Origin of the sequence: Candidatus Limnocylindrus sp. (genome assembly GCF_040397215.1) — a bacterium.
Lineage (GTDB): Bacteria > Chloroflexota > Limnocylindria > Limnocylindrales > Limnocylindraceae > Limnocylindrus.
The window spans coordinates 1-17,835 of the sequence record NZ_JBBAWK010000011.1; the positions used below are offsets into that span (position 1 = coordinate 1).

A 17,835-nucleotide genomic window follows, 5' to 3' on the forward strand; every position below is an offset into this window, starting at 1 on the left:
GCTCAAGGTCGAGCGGGGTCATGATCTGGCGCCCCACGATCTTGTCGCGGAAGTCCGGCGCAAACTCGGAGATGGTGTCGACCACCAGGTCACCGAACTGCTCCTTGATCTTGTCCCAGCCGCCATGCTCTGGCGCCAACTTATGCGGCGCGTACTGCACGAACGCGGTGGCGACGTGCTTCCCTGGTGGGGCCATCGTTGGGTCGGTCATCGTAGGAATCAACATGTCGAGGAATGGGCGCTTGCTCGGGTGACCGTGCTTGGCGTCGTCATACGCCCGCTCCATGTAGTCGGGGCTTGGCGAGATGCTGACGGTGCCCATCAGGTGGCCGTTTCCTGGAGGGGCCGCCGTGAAGGTAGGCAGGCCGTCGAGGGCGAAGTTCACCTTCGCCGAGCTGCCGCGGAACTTGAAGTTGCGAATGGCCGTCTCAAAATCTGTTGGCAGCGAGCCGGCGGGAAGCATGTCGATAAAGGTGTGCTTCGCGTCGGCAGCCGACACGATGGTGTCGCCGTAGACCTCTTCGCCGGACTCCAGCACCACGCCGATCGCCTTGTCGCCGCGGAGCAGCACCTGCTTCACCGGCGCGTCAGTGCGGGTGATGGCGCCGAACGACTGCGCTGCGCTGGCGATGGCCGCTGCAACGGCGCCGGTGCCGCCCTGCGGCAGCGCCCACTCGCGGAACGAGCCATCGATCTCGCCAAAGTAGTGATGCAAGAAGACCATGCCGGTGCCTGGCGACTTGATGCCCAAGAAGGTGCCGATGATTCCGGATGCCGACATGGTGCCGATGAGCGGCTCGCCCTCGAACCAGCGGCGCAAGAAGTCGTAGGCACTTCCGGTGATCAAATCAAGGAGGGCACCCTTGGTGCGAAGCGGCAGTTGGCCGAAACCCTTGGCGAGGCCGGCGTACTCCAGCCACTCCTTCGGATCGCCGTACGGGTCGGGGGCGGGCATGTCGACAGCAGGGCGAATGAAGCGGGTGATGTCGGTGACCGTCTGCTTGAAGTCGTCGTAATTGTCGGCGTCGCGGTGCGACCACTTGCGAATTTCGCGTAGGGTGTCGGCGTGGTCGGTGCGGCGATCAAGGTAACCATCCCAGTGCGGGGTGTAGGTGCCAACGGATGGCGCCATCTGTAGGCCGTGCTTGGCAAGGTCGAGCTCGCGAATCACCTGCGGGCGCAGCAGGCTCACCAGATATGAGGCGACAGAGAACTTGTAACCCGGCACCGGCGACTCGGTCAGGGTGGCGCCACCGAGAACGGAGCGGCGCTCGAGGACGATGACCTTCAGTCCAGCCTTCGCGAGGTACGCCGCGCTAGTGAGCCCGTTATGCCCACCACCAACAACGATCGCGTCGTACCGTTCTGCCACTGTCCCTCCCAACCTCGCCCCGAATCGCTAGGATGCGGGTGCGGGAATAGTACCGCCTAAGCCGTTGAGAGAGAGGGGGGAACGCATGCCGCTCGAGACGCCGTTCCACCCCCGCACGGCAGAGCTGAACCAGGCCCGCCGCTGGCGCAATTGGTCGGGATTCTTCATCGCCGACTCCTATTTCCCAGCCCACGACCTGGAATACCATGCGATCCGCTTCTCGGCCGCACTCTTCGACATCACCCCGATGTGCAAGTACAGCATCTCTGGCCCTGACGCCGCCAAGTTGGTCGACCGCGTCATAACCCGTCGCGTCGATCGCATCAAGCCAATGAAGGTTATTTACACCCCGTGGTGTGATGAGACCGGTCGCGTCCTTGATGACGGCACGATTGCACTTCTTTCCGACGGCTCCTACTTCTGGACCGCCGCCGAACCGCAGCACGGCTGGCTCGAAGCCGCCTCGGAGGGCCTAAACGTCAACATTGAAGACCAGACCGAAACGATCTGTGGCCTCTCGCTGCAGGGGCCGCGCGCTCGTGACATTCTCTCCGCCGCGGTGGGCCGCGACATGAGCGACCTCGGCTTCTTCGGCCGTGCCGACGTCGCCATTGACGGCGTCGCTGTGGGCGTTTCGCGCACCGGTTACTCCGGCGACCTCGGCTACGAGCTCTTCATGCCCTTTGGCACGGCACTCCCCGTGTGGGATGCACTGATCAAGGCGGGCGAGGCGTATACGTTGCGCGTTGCCGGCATGGAGGCGCTCGACGTCGCCCGACTTGAGGCGGGCCTGATCATGGCCGGCGTCGACTACCACTCCTCGCGTACTGCGCGACACCCAAGCCTCGCCGTCTCGCCCTACGAGATCGGCTTCGATCGTCTCGTTGATCTCGACAAGCCATCGTTCATTGGCAAGCGTGCCCTTTTGGATGAGGTCGCCGCTGGCGGTCCACCTGATCGACTCGTGGGCCTTGAGCTCGACCTGAACATCTTCGAAGACGCCTACCTGGATCTTGGCTATCCGATTGAGCATCCGCTGCGCGCCTGGCGCAAGGTGATTCCGCTCACGCGCAAGGGCGAGACGATTGGCCGCGCCACGAGCGGCACCTTCTCGCCGCTACTGAAGCGCTCGATTGCCCTCGGCCGACTCCCGGCAAAGCACGCAGCACCTGGAACCATCGTTGGGCTGGAGTGGGCGATTGAAGAGACGCGCCACGAGATACCAGCGACCGTGGTCGCACTGCCATTCCTCGACCTGCCGCGCAAGCGCAGCTAGGTCTCTCGCTTCGATCGGCTAGAGGCGCGCCGCTCGCTCCAGAGGAATCCCCCACGCGTTACTAATTCGTTCAGCGGTCAACACCTCTGCCGGTGTTCCGTCGGCCGCGATAGTGCCGTTTGCGATCAAGATCACGCGAGAGAAACCATCGCGCACGATGTCCAGCTCATGGAAGATCGCCACGATGGTCCGTTTTGTTTTCATTATCGTTTCGTCGCCAGCAAGGCTGATGAGCAGGTCGGCGATCTCCATGCGGTGACGCAGGTCAAGGTGCGCCGTTGGCTCGTCGAGAGCGAGGATCGGCGTCTCTTGCGCTAGGCCAAGGGCGACGGCGGCAAGCTGTCGTTCGCCAGCGCTGAGGGTGCGCACATCACGCCGCTGCAGGTGTGATGCGCCGACGCGTTCAATGGCGGCGGTGGCGCGCTCGCGATCGTGTGCGCTTGGCCCAGCAGGACCGCGACCGTGTGGGATGCGTCCGAGTGCGACAAGTTCGTCGACACGCGTGGCGAATGGGAGCGTGATGTCGGAGCTCACCACAGCGATTGATCGCGCAATCGTTTCGCGCGAGAGGTTCTGGATCGGCTCGGAGCAGAGGATGATCTCGCCGCTGGTCGCAGGAACCGCACCACTCAGTGCGCGCATCAGCGTGGTCTTACCAGCGCCGTTCGGGCCAACGATGGCAACGCGCTCCCCTGGGCCAATGCTCAGCGAAACATCGCGAAGGATCGTGGTGCCGCCAAGATCGACCTGCAGGTTTTTTGCGCCGAGCAGTTCGTAGGGGGCGGTGTCGTTGGCACTCACAGGGCGTACCCGGCGCGTGCGCGATGCAGCAGCCAGAGGAGGAACGGCGCGCCGATCAGGGCGGTGATGACGCCGACGGGAACACCAATCGTGCGGGCGACGGTATCGGCGAGGAGCAGGAGGAGCGCCCCACCGATCGCTGAGAGTGGGAACACGGCACGAGGGTCGGAGCCGACGGCGAGGCGCGCCAGGTGCGGCACGACGAGGCCAACGAATCCGACCAGGCCAGCGAGGGCGACGGCAGACGCCGTGGCGAGGGTGGCGAGCGCCACGGCAATGCGTCGCTCACGGCGCACATCGATGCCGAGATGCGTTGCCCCCTCATCACCGAGGAGGAATGCGGCAAGTGCACGGCCGCGCCGGGCGAGGAGCAGCGTGGCGAGGGCGATCGGCACAGCGGCGGCGGCGAGGCGCGGCCAGGTCACACCGTCGAGACCACCGAGCAAGAATCCGAAGATCGCGCGCAGGTTCGCACCGCTCGCGAGCATCACCAGCGAAAGTGCGGCGGCGAGCAGAGAGGCGACGGCGTAGCCGACGAGCAACACGCTGGCGATGCGCTCCTCGCCACTCCCGATGCCAGCGATACGCCAGACAAGCGCCACCGAGGCGAGCGCGCCAACGAATGCGGCGAGTTGCACGCCGCCGAGCTCCCAAGCGATTCCCGTAATCGGCAACAGGAAGGCGATCGCCGCACCGAGCGCTGCGCCGCTACTGGTGCCGAGCACATACGGGTCGGCGAGTGGATTGCGCAGCAGAGACTGGAACGCGACACCCGACGTGGCCAGCGCTGCGCCGACCGCGATCGCGGCGAGGATTCGCGGCAGGCGAATCTCCATCACGATCGAGGTTGACCCGGCACTGATCTCGCCGCCAATCGGCAAGCCGAGGAGGCTCTTGCCAATAATCGCCACAACATCGAGCGGCGCAATGTTTGCGACGCCGAAGCCAATTGCTCCAACTGCCACCAGGACGAGCGCCGCCAGCGAGAGGAGCGTGACTCGGCGCACTCCCATGGTTACGGGAGGGTAATCGTTGGATGCAGCTGCGCCACGATGGCGCGGAACGCCTCGGCAATACGTGGCCCAGGGATGGAGACGAGGTCGCCATCAATCGGTCGTAGTGCGCCGTTCACCACGGCGGGAATGGTGCCCCATCCTGGGCGTGCCGCAACCGCCTCTGCCGTTACGCCGTAGGCGGCATCGCCGAGCAGGATTACGGCGGGGGCGGCGGTGACGAGGGCCTCGAGTGAGATCTCGTACACCCCGTTGCTGCCACTTGTGACCAGGTCGCCACTCGCCGCACCGATCAGCTCGGCGGCATAGTCGTCGGGAGCGAGCCCATAGATGGCTCCGGTCGCATCAATCTCATAGAAGACGCTCACCCGTGGCTCCGCTGCGACCAGCGCGGTGATGGCCGCAATCTCTGACTTGGCCATGGCGATTGATTCGGCGGCAGGCACACTTCCACCCGCCGCATCGCCGATCAGTTGCAGGGTTGTGTAGACACCACTAATGCTCTTTGGGTCCAGCGTCACGAGTGTAATGTTCGCCGCCTTCAGCAGCGTGATCGCATCATCAGGTGTGAAGCCCGAACCGCCTACAAAAACAAGGTCGGGGTTGAGGGCAATGATCGCCTCAACGTTGGTGCCGTTGTAGTCGGCAACTTGCGGCGTCGCCGTGAACGCAGCGGGGAGGCAGCTGCAGGCTGCAACGCCAACGACGCCCTGGCCAAGCCCAAACTGAGCGAGCGCCTCAACGCTCGCTGGGGTGAGCGCCACGATGCGCTGCGGCTTCGCTGCGATCGTTACCGAAACGCCTGCATCGTCGATGACGGTGCGGGGGTAGTCAGCCTCCACGATTGGTGTGGGGCTCACTGACGGCAGTGAGTTGATGGCATTTCCGCCACATGCGCCAGAAACGAGCGCTGCAACGAGCAGCATGGTGGCGAACGAAAACTGGTGCGAGCGTACGAAAGCAGTCATGCTTCCTCCCTTGCCTCGAGGGCCTAAGCTTTTTTATGCCGCGTGTCCGGCGACCGGACTTATGGGAGCCACTCCCAATAACCGTTGCGGGACAGTGCTGGAATCTCACCAGCTTCGCGTCCACGCGGCGTTGCTGCGGGGACTCTATCACCAACGTATTGACGCTGCAGATGCCGCCAATACGCACGCCGTGCGAGAGTGTGCCTCCGCCCTCGCCCCCGCTCTCATACTGGAGGGAGCATGGTCGGAGCAGTTCTCCTCGCCGCAGCAATCACCCTCGCGCCGCCATCTAATGACGCCGTGGTCTTCGCCAATCGCACCGCCTTCGCCGAGGAGTGCACGGGCACCGTGAACACCCAGCCTGATCGGTTGGCGCGACAGGCGCGCACCGCACTTGCGGCACTCGGCTGGGAGGTTGGCGGGGCAGTTGGGCCGGCCTTCACGCGCCGCTCCATGCTCGCGAGCGCAGTGGCGTCCGCCCTCTACGTGCACAGCCACGGCGATCTCTATTGGGATTCGAAGTCCGATAGCCGCGTTGGTGGCTTCCGCGCCGACAGTGGGCTCTGCCTCGGTGCGCCAATAATCCTGCCATCGGAGATCGCCGCGATGCGACGCGGCGCATCAGCCGCTTCGCTCGTCTACATCTCAAGCTGTCACAACGGCGAGCGGGCCTCGCGCCTCCCTGCCGCATTCGGCATCGCGCAACGCAAGGTGCAAGGTTCTGGGGAGCCCGACAGTTTTTACGTGGGCTATATCGGCACAGCGTGGCAGGGTGCGGCACTGCGCTTTGAACAAGCCTTTTGGCGCGGGCTGCTCGATGGTGCAACGGCTGGAGCGGCGTTCGATCGCGCACTCCTTGTTGCCTACGACCCAGAGCACCTCACCCCCGAGTGGTGGGGCGGCTACGGCCACCGGCCACACGCGCCGGCTGCGGGGCTACCCGACCTTGGAGGGCAACGCCATGTATAAGGTTCACTGGGCACTAGCACTGCTCATTAGCCTTGTCGCTGCTTGCGGTGCACCAGGCACAGCGATCGCACCGAGTCGCACACCTGTGGCGGTGACGGCCGGTCTCACGCTGCGACCAATTGCCAACATCGCTGCCCTGCTCCTTGAGCCGCTGGAGTTGCGTGGCCTTGTTGACCAGCCGGTCGACGTGGTGCGGAGTGAGAGTGGCGAGCAGCGCGCTCGTCAGGTTCTTATTGGTGTGGGTGGCGTCGAAGTGTTACGCGTTGAGAGCGCACTCGACGGATCGTTGCGCTTGATTGCGAAGAGTGGCGTGGCGCTAGATGGTGGTGCGCTCAGCGAGAGTGCCGCCATCGCACGAGCGCTGCGTCATCTGGTGCGGCTGGGGCTCGAGATGCCTGGGGGTGGCCCAGCGGTTCAGAGTGCCGCCGGGCGCACACTCGTGATCTGGACGCGGCAGGTGCGTGGCGTGCCCGTGCTGGGCGACGGTACGCGTGTGGTGCTGAACGGATCTGGCGCACTCGTTGGGCTGGCAATCGATGAGTCGCCCTTGGCGGCGCCGCCAGCACGTATTGCTCGCGGTGATGCTGCACTCCGTGCGGCAGCAGCGCTCCTGCCGATCGGTGCGTTCGTTGGTGGGAGCCCCGAACTCGCCTGGGTGCTCCCTACCGATGGCGCCAGTGAGGGATCAGGTCAGCGCACGCCGCGCCGCCTCGCCTGGTGTGTGGGTGGTGCGCTGCGCGATGGCGCGGCATTCGAACTGCAGTTAGATGCGGGGAGCCTTGTGCTGCTCGGGTGGGATGGGGCGCCGTAGCGGTGGGGCGTTAGCCGCGCGCGAGTCGCTCGCCAATCACCAGCAGCTCGTCGCGCAGCTCTGCAGAGGTGGCCTCGGCGTAGACGCGTACGAGCGGCTCGGTGCCGCTGAAGCGGACCAGGAGCCAGCTGCCGTCGGCGGTGAAGAACTTCACGCCGTCGTTGGTGGTGAGTGGCACGGCGCGCACCGCGTGGCTGCCGATACTGCTCGGTGGGCTGCCAACGAGTTCGGTGGCGAGTCGCTTTTTTACCGCTGGGTAGGCGGCGCGATCAATATGCACGTCGATGCGCAGGTAGTACGAGGCGCCGGCGATGGAGGCGACGTGCTCCATCACCGAGCTCATCGTTGGGCGCCCGAGGGCACGCTCGCGAATCAGCAGGTCGAGCAGGAGCAGGTCGGCGAAGATGCCGTCGCGCTCGGGGAGGTGCATCTTGAAGCCGTAGCCGCCCGACTCTTCGCCGCCCATCGAGGCGCCCGTTTCGATCATCTTTGGGCCAACGTACTTAAAGCCGACCGGCGTCTCGTGCACCGTCACCTTGTAACGCTCACCGAGACGCTCCCCCATGGAGCTCTCGTTGACCGTCTTCACGATTGGGCTGAGATCCTTCTTATGTTCGAGCATGTAGTACGCCAGCAGTCCGAAGACCTGCAGCTGATGCAGGAAGACGCCGCGCTCATCCACGGCGCCAGCACGATCAGCATCGCCGTCTAGCAGCATCCCCATGTCGTAGCCGCCGCCCGCCATGCGTGCGAGCACCGGGTCGATGTGCGGTCGAATCGGCTCAGGGTTCACGCCGCAGAACCAGGGGTTGCGCTCGCTGCGCATCTCGTCGACGACCATGTTGCCGCCCGCAAGGAGTCGACCGATCCAGCCAGCGCCCGCGCCGTACACAGGGTCGACCAGGATGCGCATCTTTTGTGCCGACATCGCCTTCAGGTCGAGGTTGCGCTCAACGAACCTCTTGTAGCCCGGGTACGGGTCGTAGCGTTCGACCATCCCCGCCGCCTCGGCGTCGGCAAAGGGTCGGCCGACAAGTTCAGGGCCGCGGGTGCTCGCCACATGCGCCTCGATGCGCTTCAGCAGGTCGGGTCCTGCGGCGGCGCCGGTCGGCGACTTCACCTTGAAGCCGTTATCCATCCAGGGGTTGTGGCTAGCGGTAATGACGATGCCCATCGCCGCGCCGCGCATCACCACCTCGTACGAGGCCATCTGCGTGGGCACGTCGGTGCGCGAGTAGGCAACCGGGATGCCGTGGGCAAGCAGAATCTCAGCGGCGGAGATTGCGAACTCTTCCGAGCCGAAGCGGCGATCGTAGGCAATGACGACGCTCTTGGCGGTGGCGCCATCCTCTTCTACGACGCGGGCGACGCCCTCGGCGAGTCGGCGGACGTTCTCAAAGGTGAACTCGTCGCCAATCTTGGCGCGCCAACCGTCGGTGCCGAAGAGGATCTTGGTCGGTTCGCCGGCGCCCATCCCTACTCCCTCTCAGATGCTGCGCGCAGATCACTGCCGCTCATCTGTTCAAGGTCCATCGTCGCTGCGCCATTCGGCTGCAGGGCGATCACCCCATGCTCGTTGCTCATCACAATGGTACGCCCCCCTGGCGCCTCCATGCGGATCTCTTCCATTGAGGTGCGTGGCAGCAGATGTGCGCGCAGCTCACCCCAGGAGCCGATATCGCTCCAGCCGCAATCGAGCGGCAGGGTGCGCACCAGTCCGGCCGCTGCAGCGGGCTCCATCACGAACGTGTCAATGGGCCCTGCTGGCACCGTGCTGTACTCGCCGATGCCGTTGATGAGGCTTGGAGCGAAGTGTTGGAGCGCGCTCCGCGCACTGTCGCGCCGCCACGCAAACGTTCCAGCGTTCCATCGGGCCCCCGCGGCGATCAGTCGTTCGGCCTCTTCGCGTTGTGGCTTCTCGGTGAAGCGCGAGACGCGCTCGCCTTCGGCGACGATGTAGCCGAACCCTGTCTCTGGACGAGTCGGCACAACACCAAGTGTGTAGAGGGCGTTGGCCTCGTGTCCGGCGTGATCGGCTGCGGCGGCGAGTGCGACGCGCCAGGCATCGTCATCGCGCACAGCATGGTCGGCGGGGATCACCAGCATCACCGCATTGTTGGCGCGATCGATCGCTGTCACAGCAAGTGCGACCGCCGCCCCCGTATTGCGGCTGACCGGCTCGGCAAGGATGTGGTCGGCCGCGATCTGTGGCGCACACTCGCGCACGAGCTGCACCTGGTTCGCCGCCACCACGATGTAGGTATCGTCGATGGAGACCAGCGGGGCGAGTCGCTCCAGGGTCACGGCGAGTGGGCTGCGCCCATGCAGGAGCGGCAGGAACGGCTTCGGCCGGTTGGAGCTACTTAGGGGCCAGAGGCGGGTTCCGCCGCCACCGGCGAGAACGACCGCGTAGGGTCGACTACTCATCTGCGGCATCCTAGCGTGCGGGCTGGCGGGCGGGTTAGCGGGCAGGCCAAGAAACGCTCTCTTCGTGCTCAGCGCCCGAAGAGGCGCCGGAGCATGCGCGGCACCGAGATGCCGCTGCGGCGGATCACGAGCCGCTCCTCGAATTCAGTCTTCACGCTGTAGCCGAGCGAGGTGTAGACGGCAATAGCGGCGGCGTTGTCGCGCTGCACATTCAGCACCACCTCATCACAGAATCCAAGTAGCGCATCGGTCACCGCCGAGGTGTTTGCATGGGCGTAGCCGTTGCCGCGCGCACTAGATGCCGTCAGCACGTTGCCAACAACGGCGATGCACTCGCGTCGACCAACCACATGTGTTCCCGCCGCGGCAACCAACTTGCCGTTGCGATGAATGCCGCGATAAACCCCCTCGGCAACGGCGAGTGGCGGGAGCCATGCGGCGAAGCCCAACTGGTAGAGGTGATTCAGCGCTTGCGCATCGGAGGGGATGAGCGGCACGACCAGCGCTGCGGCGGGGCCCGTGTATGGCACGAACTCGGCGCGCGTCAGACCCATGCGCAACATCGGATTGATCTTCTCCGTCTCGTAGGTGAGATCGAGAACGGGGTTCCCCCCGATCGGCGTCGGCACCCAGGCGGCGCGTGGGCGAATCCCGTGCTGCAAGATGGTAGCGATCCCCTCTGGCTCGCCGTACAGATGGAGCGGCTGCGGCGCCCACCCTGAGTACTCCATGCCGAGTGCGATTGGCGTTGGGCCGCGGCGCGCAATGAAACAGCGTGTGCGCGGAAACTCACCATCATCAAGATCGGCCAGGGCGTGTGCGGTGATCCAGCGGTCGCCGGTGATCAGCGATCGCACCAGCTCGCGATCGCGCGTTGCCGAAACCTCTATCGGCGTGGTGCTCATCAGTCGATCCGCGTGATGCCATCAAGCGAGAGGAGCTCAACCCGCGGTACGGCAATCTGCACGCCGTTCGTTACGCCACGCGCAGCGAACGGTGCGCCGCGTTGCGCGGCCGCGCTGTTCACACTCTCCACGCGCTTAGTGAGTTCGGCGCCGCTCAGATCGGTCGGCGCGGACCCAGCAACGAGATAGACAGGCACACCAGAGAAGAGTGCGGCGGCGGCGAGGCCGACGCCACCCGCTGGCACAACGGCGTATCCGGCACTGCTCACCGAATCACTGCCAAGGATGAGTGCGCCGATGGGGCCGTCGGCGTTCGCGATCTCACTGGCAAGTTGGCCGTCCTCCAAGAGTCGTGGGGTGAGGCCGGCGCGCACCGCGTCGGCGGCATCAATGGCGCCGAGTCGTGCTGCGCCGCGCACATCGACCGTGGGGCCGGCAGCGATCGCGATTGTGCGCACAGCAAGGTGGCGCAGCGCCTCATGGAGTGGAGCGAGATCGCCCCACGCCGTAGCGCCGAGGCCAGGTCCGCTGGCGACCGTCGTGCCTCGAGCAAGGCCTGCGCGCTTGAGCGTTGCGGCAATGCGCTTGCCGTACGCGGCGCGCTGACCGAGCTGCGTTGCTGCACGCGCGGCGATCGCGGCATCAAGGCTCTCGCCCTTCAAGGCAGCAGGGAGGAGTGCGTCAAGTTCGGCGTGCAGCGAGCCTGCCAGTGGTGCGGCGTTACGAAGCGCGGCGGCGGCGGCATGGAGGCGTGCGACGCGCCCACCGGCCGATCCGACACTGGCGAGGGCGAGGGCGAAGGCGGCGGCCAGTCCACGAATCGGACCGGGGGCAATGGCGTCAACGGCCAGGAGTGCGGCGATGCTGCTTGCGCTCGTGGCGCGACGCTCGGCGATCACCGCTGGGAGGGCACGAACATCGAGCACGATCACGGCGCCCTCTTCGTCGCGAATCGGTGAGGCGAAGGCTGGCTCTGGGGTCGCTGCGCCCACCTTGATTAGCCCCGCATCGCCCGGCATGTCGAGATGCGTCTCTGCGGCGCGTCGGCGTGTTGGCTCGGCGCCACGTTCACGCGCCGGCCCCTGTAGGTCGGCACCGATGGACTGCGCCTGACCGCGCAGGGCGCCCAGAGCGCCGAAGAGTGACCCGGCGGTGGCGGCACCATCGTTGGCGATGCTGCGAAGGAAGGATCTGCGATCGCTTGCGGGGCGCTTCGCCATAGCGGCGACTAGAAGGCGATGATCGCCGAGACGATGCCGTCTGGGAGTCGCTTGCGACCACCAAGAACGGGTAGCTCTGCCAAGAAGCTGATGCCCACGACAGTTGCGCCAAGCTGCTCAACAAGTTTCACCGTGCCGGCGACCGTGCCGCCCGTGGCAAGAACGTCGTCAACGATGACGACGCGCGCGCCCTTCTGGAGCGCATCGCGATGGATCTCCAAAACATTCTTGCCGTACTCAAGGTCGTACTCCACCGAGATGGTTTCGGCGGGGAGCTTGCCGAGCTTGCGCACTGGCACAAAGCCGACGCCGAGGGTGGCGGCGATCGGCGCCCCAAAGATGAAGCCGCGCGATTCAATGCCGATGATGACGTCGGGCTTCAGCGCACGGATCGGTGCAGTCATCGCCTCGAGGGCGGCGGCGAAGGCCTCACCATCCTGCAACAGGGTGGTGATATCGCGAAAGACGATCCCCTTCTTCGGAAAGTCGGGGATCGTTCGAATCTTCGAGGAGAGCTGTTCAGGAGTCACCGCGGAAGTTTACGCGAGCGGCGCGCCTGCCGCGTTCGTCGCCTCCCAGCGGCGCACCTCAACCACGATCCCCTGCACGAGTCGTGCGGCGAGGCGCCACGCCTCCCCACCCGTTACCCGCTCCCGGCTGCGAATCTGACTGCCGCTCATGCTGAGCGCTGGAATGTGGTTCGCCACCAGGGCGCGTGCCGCCAGGCCAGGCTGCAGCTCGCCGAGGCGCACAACGAGGCGACCCTCCTCAATGAGGAGTGAGGCGAGCCCCGCCTCGCTGGCGCCGGCGCGGAGTCGTGCCACCTCCAAGAGTCGCTCGGCCTCTGCGGGTGGTGCGCCGAAGCGGTCGCGCAGCTCTTCGGCGATGCCGTTGATCGTGGCATCAGAGTCGGCGATGCCGAGGCGACGATAAAGATCGAGTCGCTGCCCCTCGTCGGCCACATACGTCTCAGCAAAGTGTGCGGAGACGGGGAGGTCGATGAGTGCTGCCGTGCGACGACGCGCCGGCTCACGACCTTCACGGCTCGCGCGACGCACCTCGACCGCATCGGCGAGGAGCTGTGAATAGAGATCGAAGCCGACCGCCGCAATGTGCCCCGACTGTTCGCCGCCGAGCAGGTCGCCCGCACCGCGAATCTCAAGATCCGCGAGTGCCAACTGAAAGCCAGCGCCGAGGTGCGACGCGTCAAAGATCGCCTTGAGGCGCTTGCGCGCATCATCGGTGAGCGCCTCTTCGTGGCGATAGAGGAGGTAGCACCAGGCGCGCCGACTGCTGCGGCCAACGCGACCACGCAACTGATAGAGCTGGGCGAGGCCGAGGCGATCAGCCCGGTCGATGATGATCGTGTTGGCGTTCGGAATGTCGAGGCCCGATTCGATGATGGTGGTGCAGACCAAGATCTGCGCCTCACCGCGAACGAACTCGCCCATCACCCGCTCCAGTGCGCGCTCCTCCAACTGCCCGTGCCCCACCACCACGCGCGCGTCAGGAACAAGTCGTCGAATCTGCTCCGCCGCCGCCTCAATTGACTCCACACGGTTATGCACGTAGTACGACTGGCCGCCGCGCTCCAGTTCGCGCAGCAGTGCGTCGCGTACCAGTTCGAGGCTCGCCTCGGTGACGCGCGTCGCCACAGGGTGTCGATCTTCTGGTGGAGTCTCAATGGTGGAGAGGTCGCGAATCCCCGAGAGAGCAAGGTTCAGTGTGCGCGGGATCGGCGTGGCGGTGAGGGTCATGACATCGAGTTCGGCGCGGAGCGACTTCATGCGCTCCTTGGCGGCGACGCCGAATCGGTGCTCCTCATCCACCACGAGCAAGCCGAGGTGCTTGAAGGCGACATCCTTTGAAAGGAGTCGATGGGTGGCGACGACAAGGTCGACCTCACCCGTGGCGAGCTTGGTGACGATCTCGGCCTGTCGCGCCGCAGAGACACTGCGCGAGAGAAGTTCGAGGCGGAACGGATACGCCGCGAGGCGGCGACGGAAGGTCTCAATGTGCTGCAGGGCGAGGACGGTGGTCGGCACCAGCACAGCGACTTGGCGACCAGCCTCGAGCACGGCGAAGGCGGCGCGCAGTGCGACCTCGGTCTTCCCGTAGCCAACGTCACCCACTATCACGCGATCCATCGGGCGCGGACGGCTCAGGTCACCCTTCGTTGCCTCAATGGCGGTGAGCTGATCAGGCGTCTCGCGATACGGGAAGGCCGCCTCAAACTCGGCAAGCCATGGACTCCCTGGCGTGATCGATGGGCGATGAGCAAGTTCGCGCGCAGCGTAGATGCGCAGCAGCTCATCGGCGAGATCATCGGCCGCCTTCTTGGCGCGCTCCTTGGCGCGACGCCACTCGCCACCACCGAGTCGACTGAGTTGCGGATGCTCCGACCCGGTGTAGCGCGCAATGCGTGCCAACTGCTCGACGGGGGTGAAGACGGTATCGGTGCCGCTGTAGGCGATCTCGAGGTAGTCGCGCTGATCGCCATCGCCGCCGCGGCGCAACATGCCCACGAAACGACCAACGCCGTGATCTACATGCACCAGGTAGTCGCCCGGGGTAAGTCGCTCCGCCGCCTCGCGCGTGATGCCGCGACGATGTACCGCCGGTCGACGAACACGCGTCGCACCGAAGAGCTCGCGGTCGGTGATGACTGTCAGTCCATCAACGCCGCCCTGGAATCCGCCGTCGAGGCCGCCGGTGAGGATCGTGAGTGAGCCAGGCTTGGGGTTGGTGAGCATTCCTTCGCTCACCACCGCGCATTCGCCACCTTCGGTGATTAGCTCAGCAATGCGCGCCGCCTGTTCGGAGACGATCAGCACGCGCGCCTTGTCGCGTCGCCAGGTTTCGAGGCCCTCGGTGAGTGCGCGTGATCGCCCGCTCGGCACCACCGGGTCGTGCCAGCCGAAACTGTCGTCGCCATCGGCGCGAATCAGCGTGGTTGGATCGGAGCTCCAGGTCAGTGCGATTCGTTGACGACCCGTCGCAGCGAGCACCGCAAGAAGTGCGCCACCTTCAGGGATCGGCGAAGGCCAGCCGACCGGTAGCAGGCGTGTGGTGCGCAGCACGTCGGCGCGCTCTTCTGTCTGCCGTGAGAGTGCATCGGCGGCCTGACGCAGTTCGCCCGGCTCATCGAGCACCACCAGTGCGTCACCCACCTGGTCGTAGGCGCGCTCAGCGGTGAGCAGGGCCGACCAGAGTTCCAGCCCGTCACCACGCTCCGCCTGGTTGCGAGCGGTGATCCCCGCCTCCCAGCGCGCCAGGTCTTCGGCGAGTCGTGGTGGCAGTTCGGTTTCGCCACCGCCGCGCACGATCTCTTCGGCGGTTGCTCTGGCGGCGGCAATGCGCGCCGCGTCCAGGGGGAACTCGCTCGCTGGCAGCAGCTGCACCAGCGGTACCGCCTCGCGGCTGCGCTGGTCTGCCGGATCGATGCGTCGAATGCTCTCAATCTCATCGCCGAACCACTCAATACGGAGCGGCGAGGTCTCGCCTGCGGGGAAGAGGTCGACGATGCCACCGCGCCGTGCAATCTCGCCGCGGCCACCAACGAGCGAGACGGCCTCGTAGCCGAGGGCAATGGCGCGCGACGTCACCGCGTCGAGGGTGATGCGATCGCCCGCACGTAAGAGGAGCGTCTCAGCGCGCAGATCGGCGAGTGAGATCGTTGGCTGTGCCACCGCCAGTAGCGAGGTCACCAGAATGCGCGGGCTCCCCTCATGCCATGCGGCGAGCGTCGCCACGCGACCGGCCGACTCATCAATGACGAGTTCGCCGCGCTCGTACGGCAGCGCGCTCCGTGGCTCGAGCAGTACGACAGAGGCTGAATCGTGGAACCACGAGCGCAGCGCATCAGCGACGCGTTCGGCGACCTCGGGGTCGCGCGCAACCCAAACGATGCGCCGATCAGCGGCGAGTGCTGCGCCGAGCTGCGCCTTTGCCGCATGTGGCACATGAATGAGCGATGCGTCGCTCTTCGTTAGTTGCTTGGTGAGTGCGGTGAATGGTGCTGCGGCGCGCAGTGTGTCGAGGAGTGGTGCGAGTGACGGCGTGTGGCGATTCACCCTTCGCGATCGGCCTTGTCGCGACCGAGGATCTTGCGCCAGCCATGTGACGTCTTTCGAATGCCGTCGGCGCCGGCTGGGCCGTCAATCTCACCCGGCTTCGGCAGGTTCGCCGGATCGGCGGCACTGCCAGCCTCGGGCTCGGGGAGTGCCCAGCCGTTGAATGCGGTCGCCGCCTTGTTCAGCCCACTCCGTGCCCAGAGTTCGATCGCCTCGCCCGCTGCAACGTCAACCTCAGGGAGGCGTAGTCGCTCCGCGGCGGTGAACTCACCGAGCACATGCTGGTGTGCTGTTCCCGACTCGCGCGGATCACCAATACCAACCCGCAGGCGCGGGTACTTGTCGGTGCCAAGCTCGTCAGTAATCGAGGTGAGGCCGTTGTGGCCACCAGCGCTCCCCCCTTCGCGGAATCGGAGCGTGCCGAACGGGAGGCTGAAGTCGTCCACAACCACGAGGAGTGCGGTGAGTGGCACGCGCTCAGCGGCGAGTAACTTGCGCACGGCGATTCCAGATTCATTCATGAAGGTGTCGGGCTTCGCCATCACCAGATCGAGGCCCAGCACGCGACCTGCGTGCACCATCGACGCATCACGACGCTTCCCACCACCGCGCCAGTTCACGCGATCAGCAAACGCGTCGAGCACGAGCCAGGCGATGTTGTGCCGCGTGTAGCGGTACTTGTCGCCAGGATTGCCGAGGCCAACGACGAGGCGGCGATCCTCGCTCATGCGCTCGCCCTCATCGCTCGCTTGTGCCCGCGAAGAATCCGCTCCTGCTCCGCCCACATCGCCGTGCGACCGGCGGGTGAGCGGTGATCCCATCCACACAGATGCAGCACACCATGAACGGCGAGGAGTCGCAGTTCGTCGGCTGGCGCGTGGCTCGTCCCACCATCGGTGCCGCCGCGTCCTTCGCGCGCCTGCTCAATGGCGCGATCGATGCTGATGACGATGTCGCCGAGTGGGAGCGTTTCGCCGGTGACGATCGGGGTGGCAACCTTGTGCGCGGCGCGGCGCGCGGTGCCGGGTCGCGCTGGATACGCGGTCGGCTCAAGGAGCGGGAAGCTCAACACATCGGTCGCGCCGCGCCTCTTCATCTGTGACTCGTTGAGTGCGGTGATCTCGTTGTCATCAACCAGGGTGAGGACCGCTTCGCCGCTCTTCGGTGCACCAGAGAGGCGCAGGGCGCGCTCAACGAGGGCACGAAGTTCGGTAGCGGTGACGGTGATGCCGCCGCGCCTGCGGCGCACGATGCGCGCGCGTGGCCCGGAGCTGCGACTCATCCGCGTGCGGCGAGCGCCGCGGTGACCTTCCCCGAGAGGACCTTTCCATCGACGCGGCCCTTGGTCTTCGGTCCGAGCCAGCCCATGACCTTCCCCATCTCCTTCGACGAGGCTGCGCCGGTAGCGCTGAGCGCCTCGGCGACGAGTGCATCGACATCGGCATCGCTCAACTGCTCAGGCATGTAGGTGGAGAGGATCGTGATCTCGGCGGTTTCGGCATCGGCGAGGTCGGCGCGATTCGCCGCGGTGTAGGCGTCAACGGATTCCTTACGCGTCTTGACCGCCTTCACGATGACGCCGAGCACCTCGTCATCGGTGGCGTCGCGCTTCAGCTCTTTCTCAACAAGGGCGAGCGACGAGAGGGCCATACGAAGGGTGTCGCGGCGCAGCGTCTCGCCCGACCGCATTGCGACCGAGACATCAGCTTTTAGTTGATCTCGAAGCGACATGCGCTGCTCCTCTCTGGCGGCTAGGCCGCACCGGGGCGCGCCGTGGGGCTAGATCCCGCGCGGTGCTCCGCCCATCGGCTTCTTGCGCTTGGCGTCCTTGCGCTTCTTCTTCTCCGCGGCGTTCTCGAACGCTTCGCGGCGGCGCGATTCGGCCAAGATGCCGGCCTGCTGGACCTTCTTATTGAAACGGCGCAGCGCGGCCTCGAAAGACTCGTTGTCGCCGATACGTACTTCTGCCAAGTGGCACCTCCTAAGGGGAGGAGGATAGC

17 protein-coding genes and 1 riboswitch are annotated in these 17,835 nt (G+C 65.7%); of the genes, 3 read left to right on the forward strand and 14 right to left on the reverse strand.

The features are described 5' to 3' along the window. A partial coding sequence (locus AC3LCN_RS03910; RefSeq protein ID WP_488648782.1) for a phytoene desaturase family protein occupies positions 1-1,372 on the reverse strand: 1,372 nt, incomplete at its 3' end. 85 nt (positions 1,373-1,457) lie between these two features. Here AC3LCN_RS03910 and AC3LCN_RS03915 point away from each other — a divergent pair. Continuing rightward, on the forward strand, positions 1,458-2,648 hold the full coding sequence (locus AC3LCN_RS03915) for an aminomethyl transferase family protein (RefSeq protein ID WP_488648783.1): 1,191 nt from the start codon (positions 1,458-1,460) through the stop codon (positions 2,646-2,648). 18 nt (positions 2,649-2,666) lie between these two features. Here the strand turns inward: AC3LCN_RS03915 and AC3LCN_RS03920 are convergent, their stop codons facing one another. From AC3LCN_RS03920 to AC3LCN_RS03930, 3 genes are all read right to left on the reverse strand, one after another. Next, complete coding sequence (locus AC3LCN_RS03920; RefSeq protein WP_488648784.1) at positions 2,667-3,449, reverse strand: ABC transporter ATP-binding protein; 783 nt, start codon at positions 3,447-3,449, stop codon at positions 2,667-2,669. Continuing rightward, a complete protein-coding gene (locus tag AC3LCN_RS03925; protein ID WP_488648785.1) occupies positions 3,446-4,462 on the reverse strand; it encodes a FecCD family ABC transporter permease in 1,017 nt (338 codons plus the stop codon). The genes AC3LCN_RS03920 and AC3LCN_RS03925 overlap by 4 nt, the downstream gene beginning before the upstream one ends. Positions 4,463-4,464: 2 nt before the next feature. Then, positions 4,465-5,430: an ABC transporter substrate-binding protein gene (locus AC3LCN_RS03930; protein WP_488648786.1), complete on the reverse strand. Its 966-nt coding sequence runs from the start codon at positions 5,428-5,430 to the stop codon at positions 4,465-4,467. Continuing rightward, positions 5,427-5,573, reverse strand: a riboswitch (adenosylcobalamin (AdoCbl) riboswitch). Its footprint overlaps the gene before it by 4 nt. 97 nt (positions 5,574-5,670) lie before the next feature. On the opposite strand from AC3LCN_RS03930, the gene AC3LCN_RS03935 reads away from it, so the two are divergent. Both AC3LCN_RS03935 and AC3LCN_RS03940 read left to right on the forward strand, forming a co-directional pair. Next, entirely contained in the window at positions 5,671-6,399 is a 729-nt protein-coding gene (locus tag AC3LCN_RS03935; RefSeq protein WP_488648787.1) for a hypothetical protein, read from the forward strand. Beyond that, positions 6,392-7,210: a hypothetical protein gene (locus AC3LCN_RS03940; RefSeq protein WP_488648788.1), complete on the forward strand. Its 819-nt coding sequence runs from the start codon at positions 6,392-6,394 to the stop codon at positions 7,208-7,210. Before AC3LCN_RS03935 ends, AC3LCN_RS03940 begins: the two co-directional genes overlap by 8 nt. A 10-nt stretch (positions 7,211-7,220) precedes the next feature. On the opposite strand, the gene AC3LCN_RS03945 is transcribed toward AC3LCN_RS03940, so the two are convergent. The 10 genes from AC3LCN_RS03945 to rpsU all read right to left on the reverse strand — a co-directional run bounded on the left by AC3LCN_RS03945 (position 7,221) and on the right by rpsU (position 17,806). Further along, positions 7,221-8,684, reverse strand: a complete 1,464-nt coding sequence (locus tag AC3LCN_RS03945; protein ID WP_488648789.1) for a phosphohexomutase domain-containing protein — start codon at positions 8,682-8,684, stop codon at positions 7,221-7,223. A gap of 2 nt (positions 8,685-8,686) precedes the next feature. Beyond that, positions 8,687-9,637: a sugar phosphate nucleotidyltransferase gene (locus tag AC3LCN_RS03950; protein WP_488648790.1), complete on the reverse strand. Its 951-nt coding sequence runs from the start codon at positions 9,635-9,637 to the stop codon at positions 8,687-8,689. Positions 9,638-9,705: 68 nt separating this feature from the next. Beyond that, on the reverse strand, positions 9,706-10,542 hold the full coding sequence (locus AC3LCN_RS03955; protein ID WP_488648791.1) for a GNAT family N-acetyltransferase: 837 nt from the start codon (positions 10,540-10,542) through the stop codon (positions 9,706-9,708). Further along, complete coding sequence (locus tag AC3LCN_RS03960; RefSeq protein WP_488648792.1) at positions 10,542-11,762, reverse strand: hypothetical protein; 1,221 nt, start codon at positions 11,760-11,762, stop codon at positions 10,542-10,544. The genes AC3LCN_RS03955 and AC3LCN_RS03960 overlap by 1 nt, the downstream gene beginning before the upstream one ends. Before the next feature lie 8 nt (positions 11,763-11,770). Then, complete coding sequence (locus AC3LCN_RS03965) at positions 11,771-12,292, reverse strand: adenine phosphoribosyltransferase (protein ID WP_488648793.1); 522 nt, start codon at positions 12,290-12,292, stop codon at positions 11,771-11,773. Positions 12,293-12,301: 9 nt separating this feature from the next. Further along, positions 12,302-15,835 carry a transcription-repair coupling factor gene (gene mfd, locus AC3LCN_RS03970; RefSeq protein WP_488648794.1) on the reverse strand — a complete coding sequence of 1,178 codons (3,534 nt, stop codon included), beginning with the start codon at positions 15,833-15,835 and terminating at the stop codon, positions 12,302-12,304. After that, positions 15,832-16,563 carry an aminoacyl-tRNA hydrolase gene (pth, locus tag AC3LCN_RS03975; protein WP_488648795.1) on the reverse strand — a complete coding sequence of 244 codons (732 nt, stop codon included), beginning with the start codon at positions 16,561-16,563 and terminating at the stop codon, positions 15,832-15,834. The genes mfd and pth overlap by 4 nt, the downstream gene beginning before the upstream one ends. Next, positions 16,560-17,117 carry an rRNA maturation RNase YbeY gene (gene ybeY, locus AC3LCN_RS03980; RefSeq protein ID WP_488648796.1) on the reverse strand — a complete coding sequence of 186 codons (558 nt, stop codon included), beginning with the start codon at positions 17,115-17,117 and terminating at the stop codon, positions 16,560-16,562. Before ybeY ends, pth begins: the two co-directional genes overlap by 4 nt. Then, a complete protein-coding gene (locus tag AC3LCN_RS03985; protein WP_488648797.1) occupies positions 17,114-17,566 on the reverse strand; it encodes a GatB/YqeY domain-containing protein in 453 nt (150 codons plus the stop codon). Before AC3LCN_RS03985 ends, ybeY begins: the two co-directional genes overlap by 4 nt. Before the next feature lie 48 nt (positions 17,567-17,614). Then, positions 17,615-17,806 (reverse strand): 30S ribosomal protein S21, encoded by a 192-nt coding sequence (gene rpsU / locus AC3LCN_RS03990; RefSeq protein ID WP_488648798.1) that lies wholly within the window; start codon positions 17,804-17,806, stop codon positions 17,615-17,617. Positions 17,807-17,835: the final 29 nt, after the last annotated feature.

What these genes read in the sequence shown, in the direction of transcription:
- AC3LCN_RS03915 (WP_488648783.1), top strand. Translation starts at nt 1,458, where the DNA reads ATGCCGCTCGAGACGCCGTTCCACCCCCGCACGGCAGAGCTGAACCAG.
- AC3LCN_RS03925 (WP_488648785.1), bottom strand. Translation starts at nt 4,462, where the DNA reads ATGGGAGTGCGCCGAGTCACGCTCCTCTCGCTGGCGGCGCTCGTCCTG.
- AC3LCN_RS03930 (WP_488648786.1), bottom strand. Translation starts at nt 5,430, where the DNA reads ATGACTGCTTTCGTACGCTCGCACCAGTTTTCGTTCGCCACCATGCTG.
- AC3LCN_RS03935 (WP_488648787.1), top strand. Translation starts at nt 5,671, where the DNA reads ATGGTCGGAGCAGTTCTCCTCGCCGCAGCAATCACCCTCGCGCCGCCA.
- AC3LCN_RS03940 (WP_488648788.1), top strand. Translation starts at nt 6,392, where the DNA reads ATGTATAAGGTTCACTGGGCACTAGCACTGCTCATTAGCCTTGTCGCT.
- AC3LCN_RS03945 (WP_488648789.1), bottom strand. Translation starts at nt 8,684, where the DNA reads ATGGGCGCCGGCGAACCGACCAAGATCCTCTTCGGCACCGACGGTTGG.
- AC3LCN_RS03950 (WP_488648790.1), bottom strand. Translation starts at nt 9,637, where the DNA reads ATGAGTAGTCGACCCTACGCGGTCGTTCTCGCCGGTGGCGGCGGAACC.
- AC3LCN_RS03955 (WP_488648791.1), bottom strand. Translation starts at nt 10,542, where the DNA reads ATGAGCACCACGCCGATAGAGGTTTCGGCAACGCGCGATCGCGAGCTG.
- AC3LCN_RS03960 (WP_488648792.1), bottom strand. Translation starts at nt 11,762, where the DNA reads ATGGCGAAGCGCCCCGCAAGCGATCGCAGATCCTTCCTTCGCAGCATC.
- pth (WP_488648795.1), bottom strand. Translation starts at nt 16,563, where the DNA reads ATGAGCGAGGATCGCCGCCTCGTCGTTGGCCTCGGCAATCCTGGCGAC.
- ybeY (WP_488648796.1), bottom strand. Translation starts at nt 17,117, where the DNA reads ATGAGTCGCAGCTCCGGGCCACGCGCGCGCATCGTGCGCCGCAGGCGC.
- AC3LCN_RS03985 (WP_488648797.1), bottom strand. Translation starts at nt 17,566, where the DNA reads ATGTCGCTTCGAGATCAACTAAAAGCTGATGTCTCGGTCGCAATGCGG.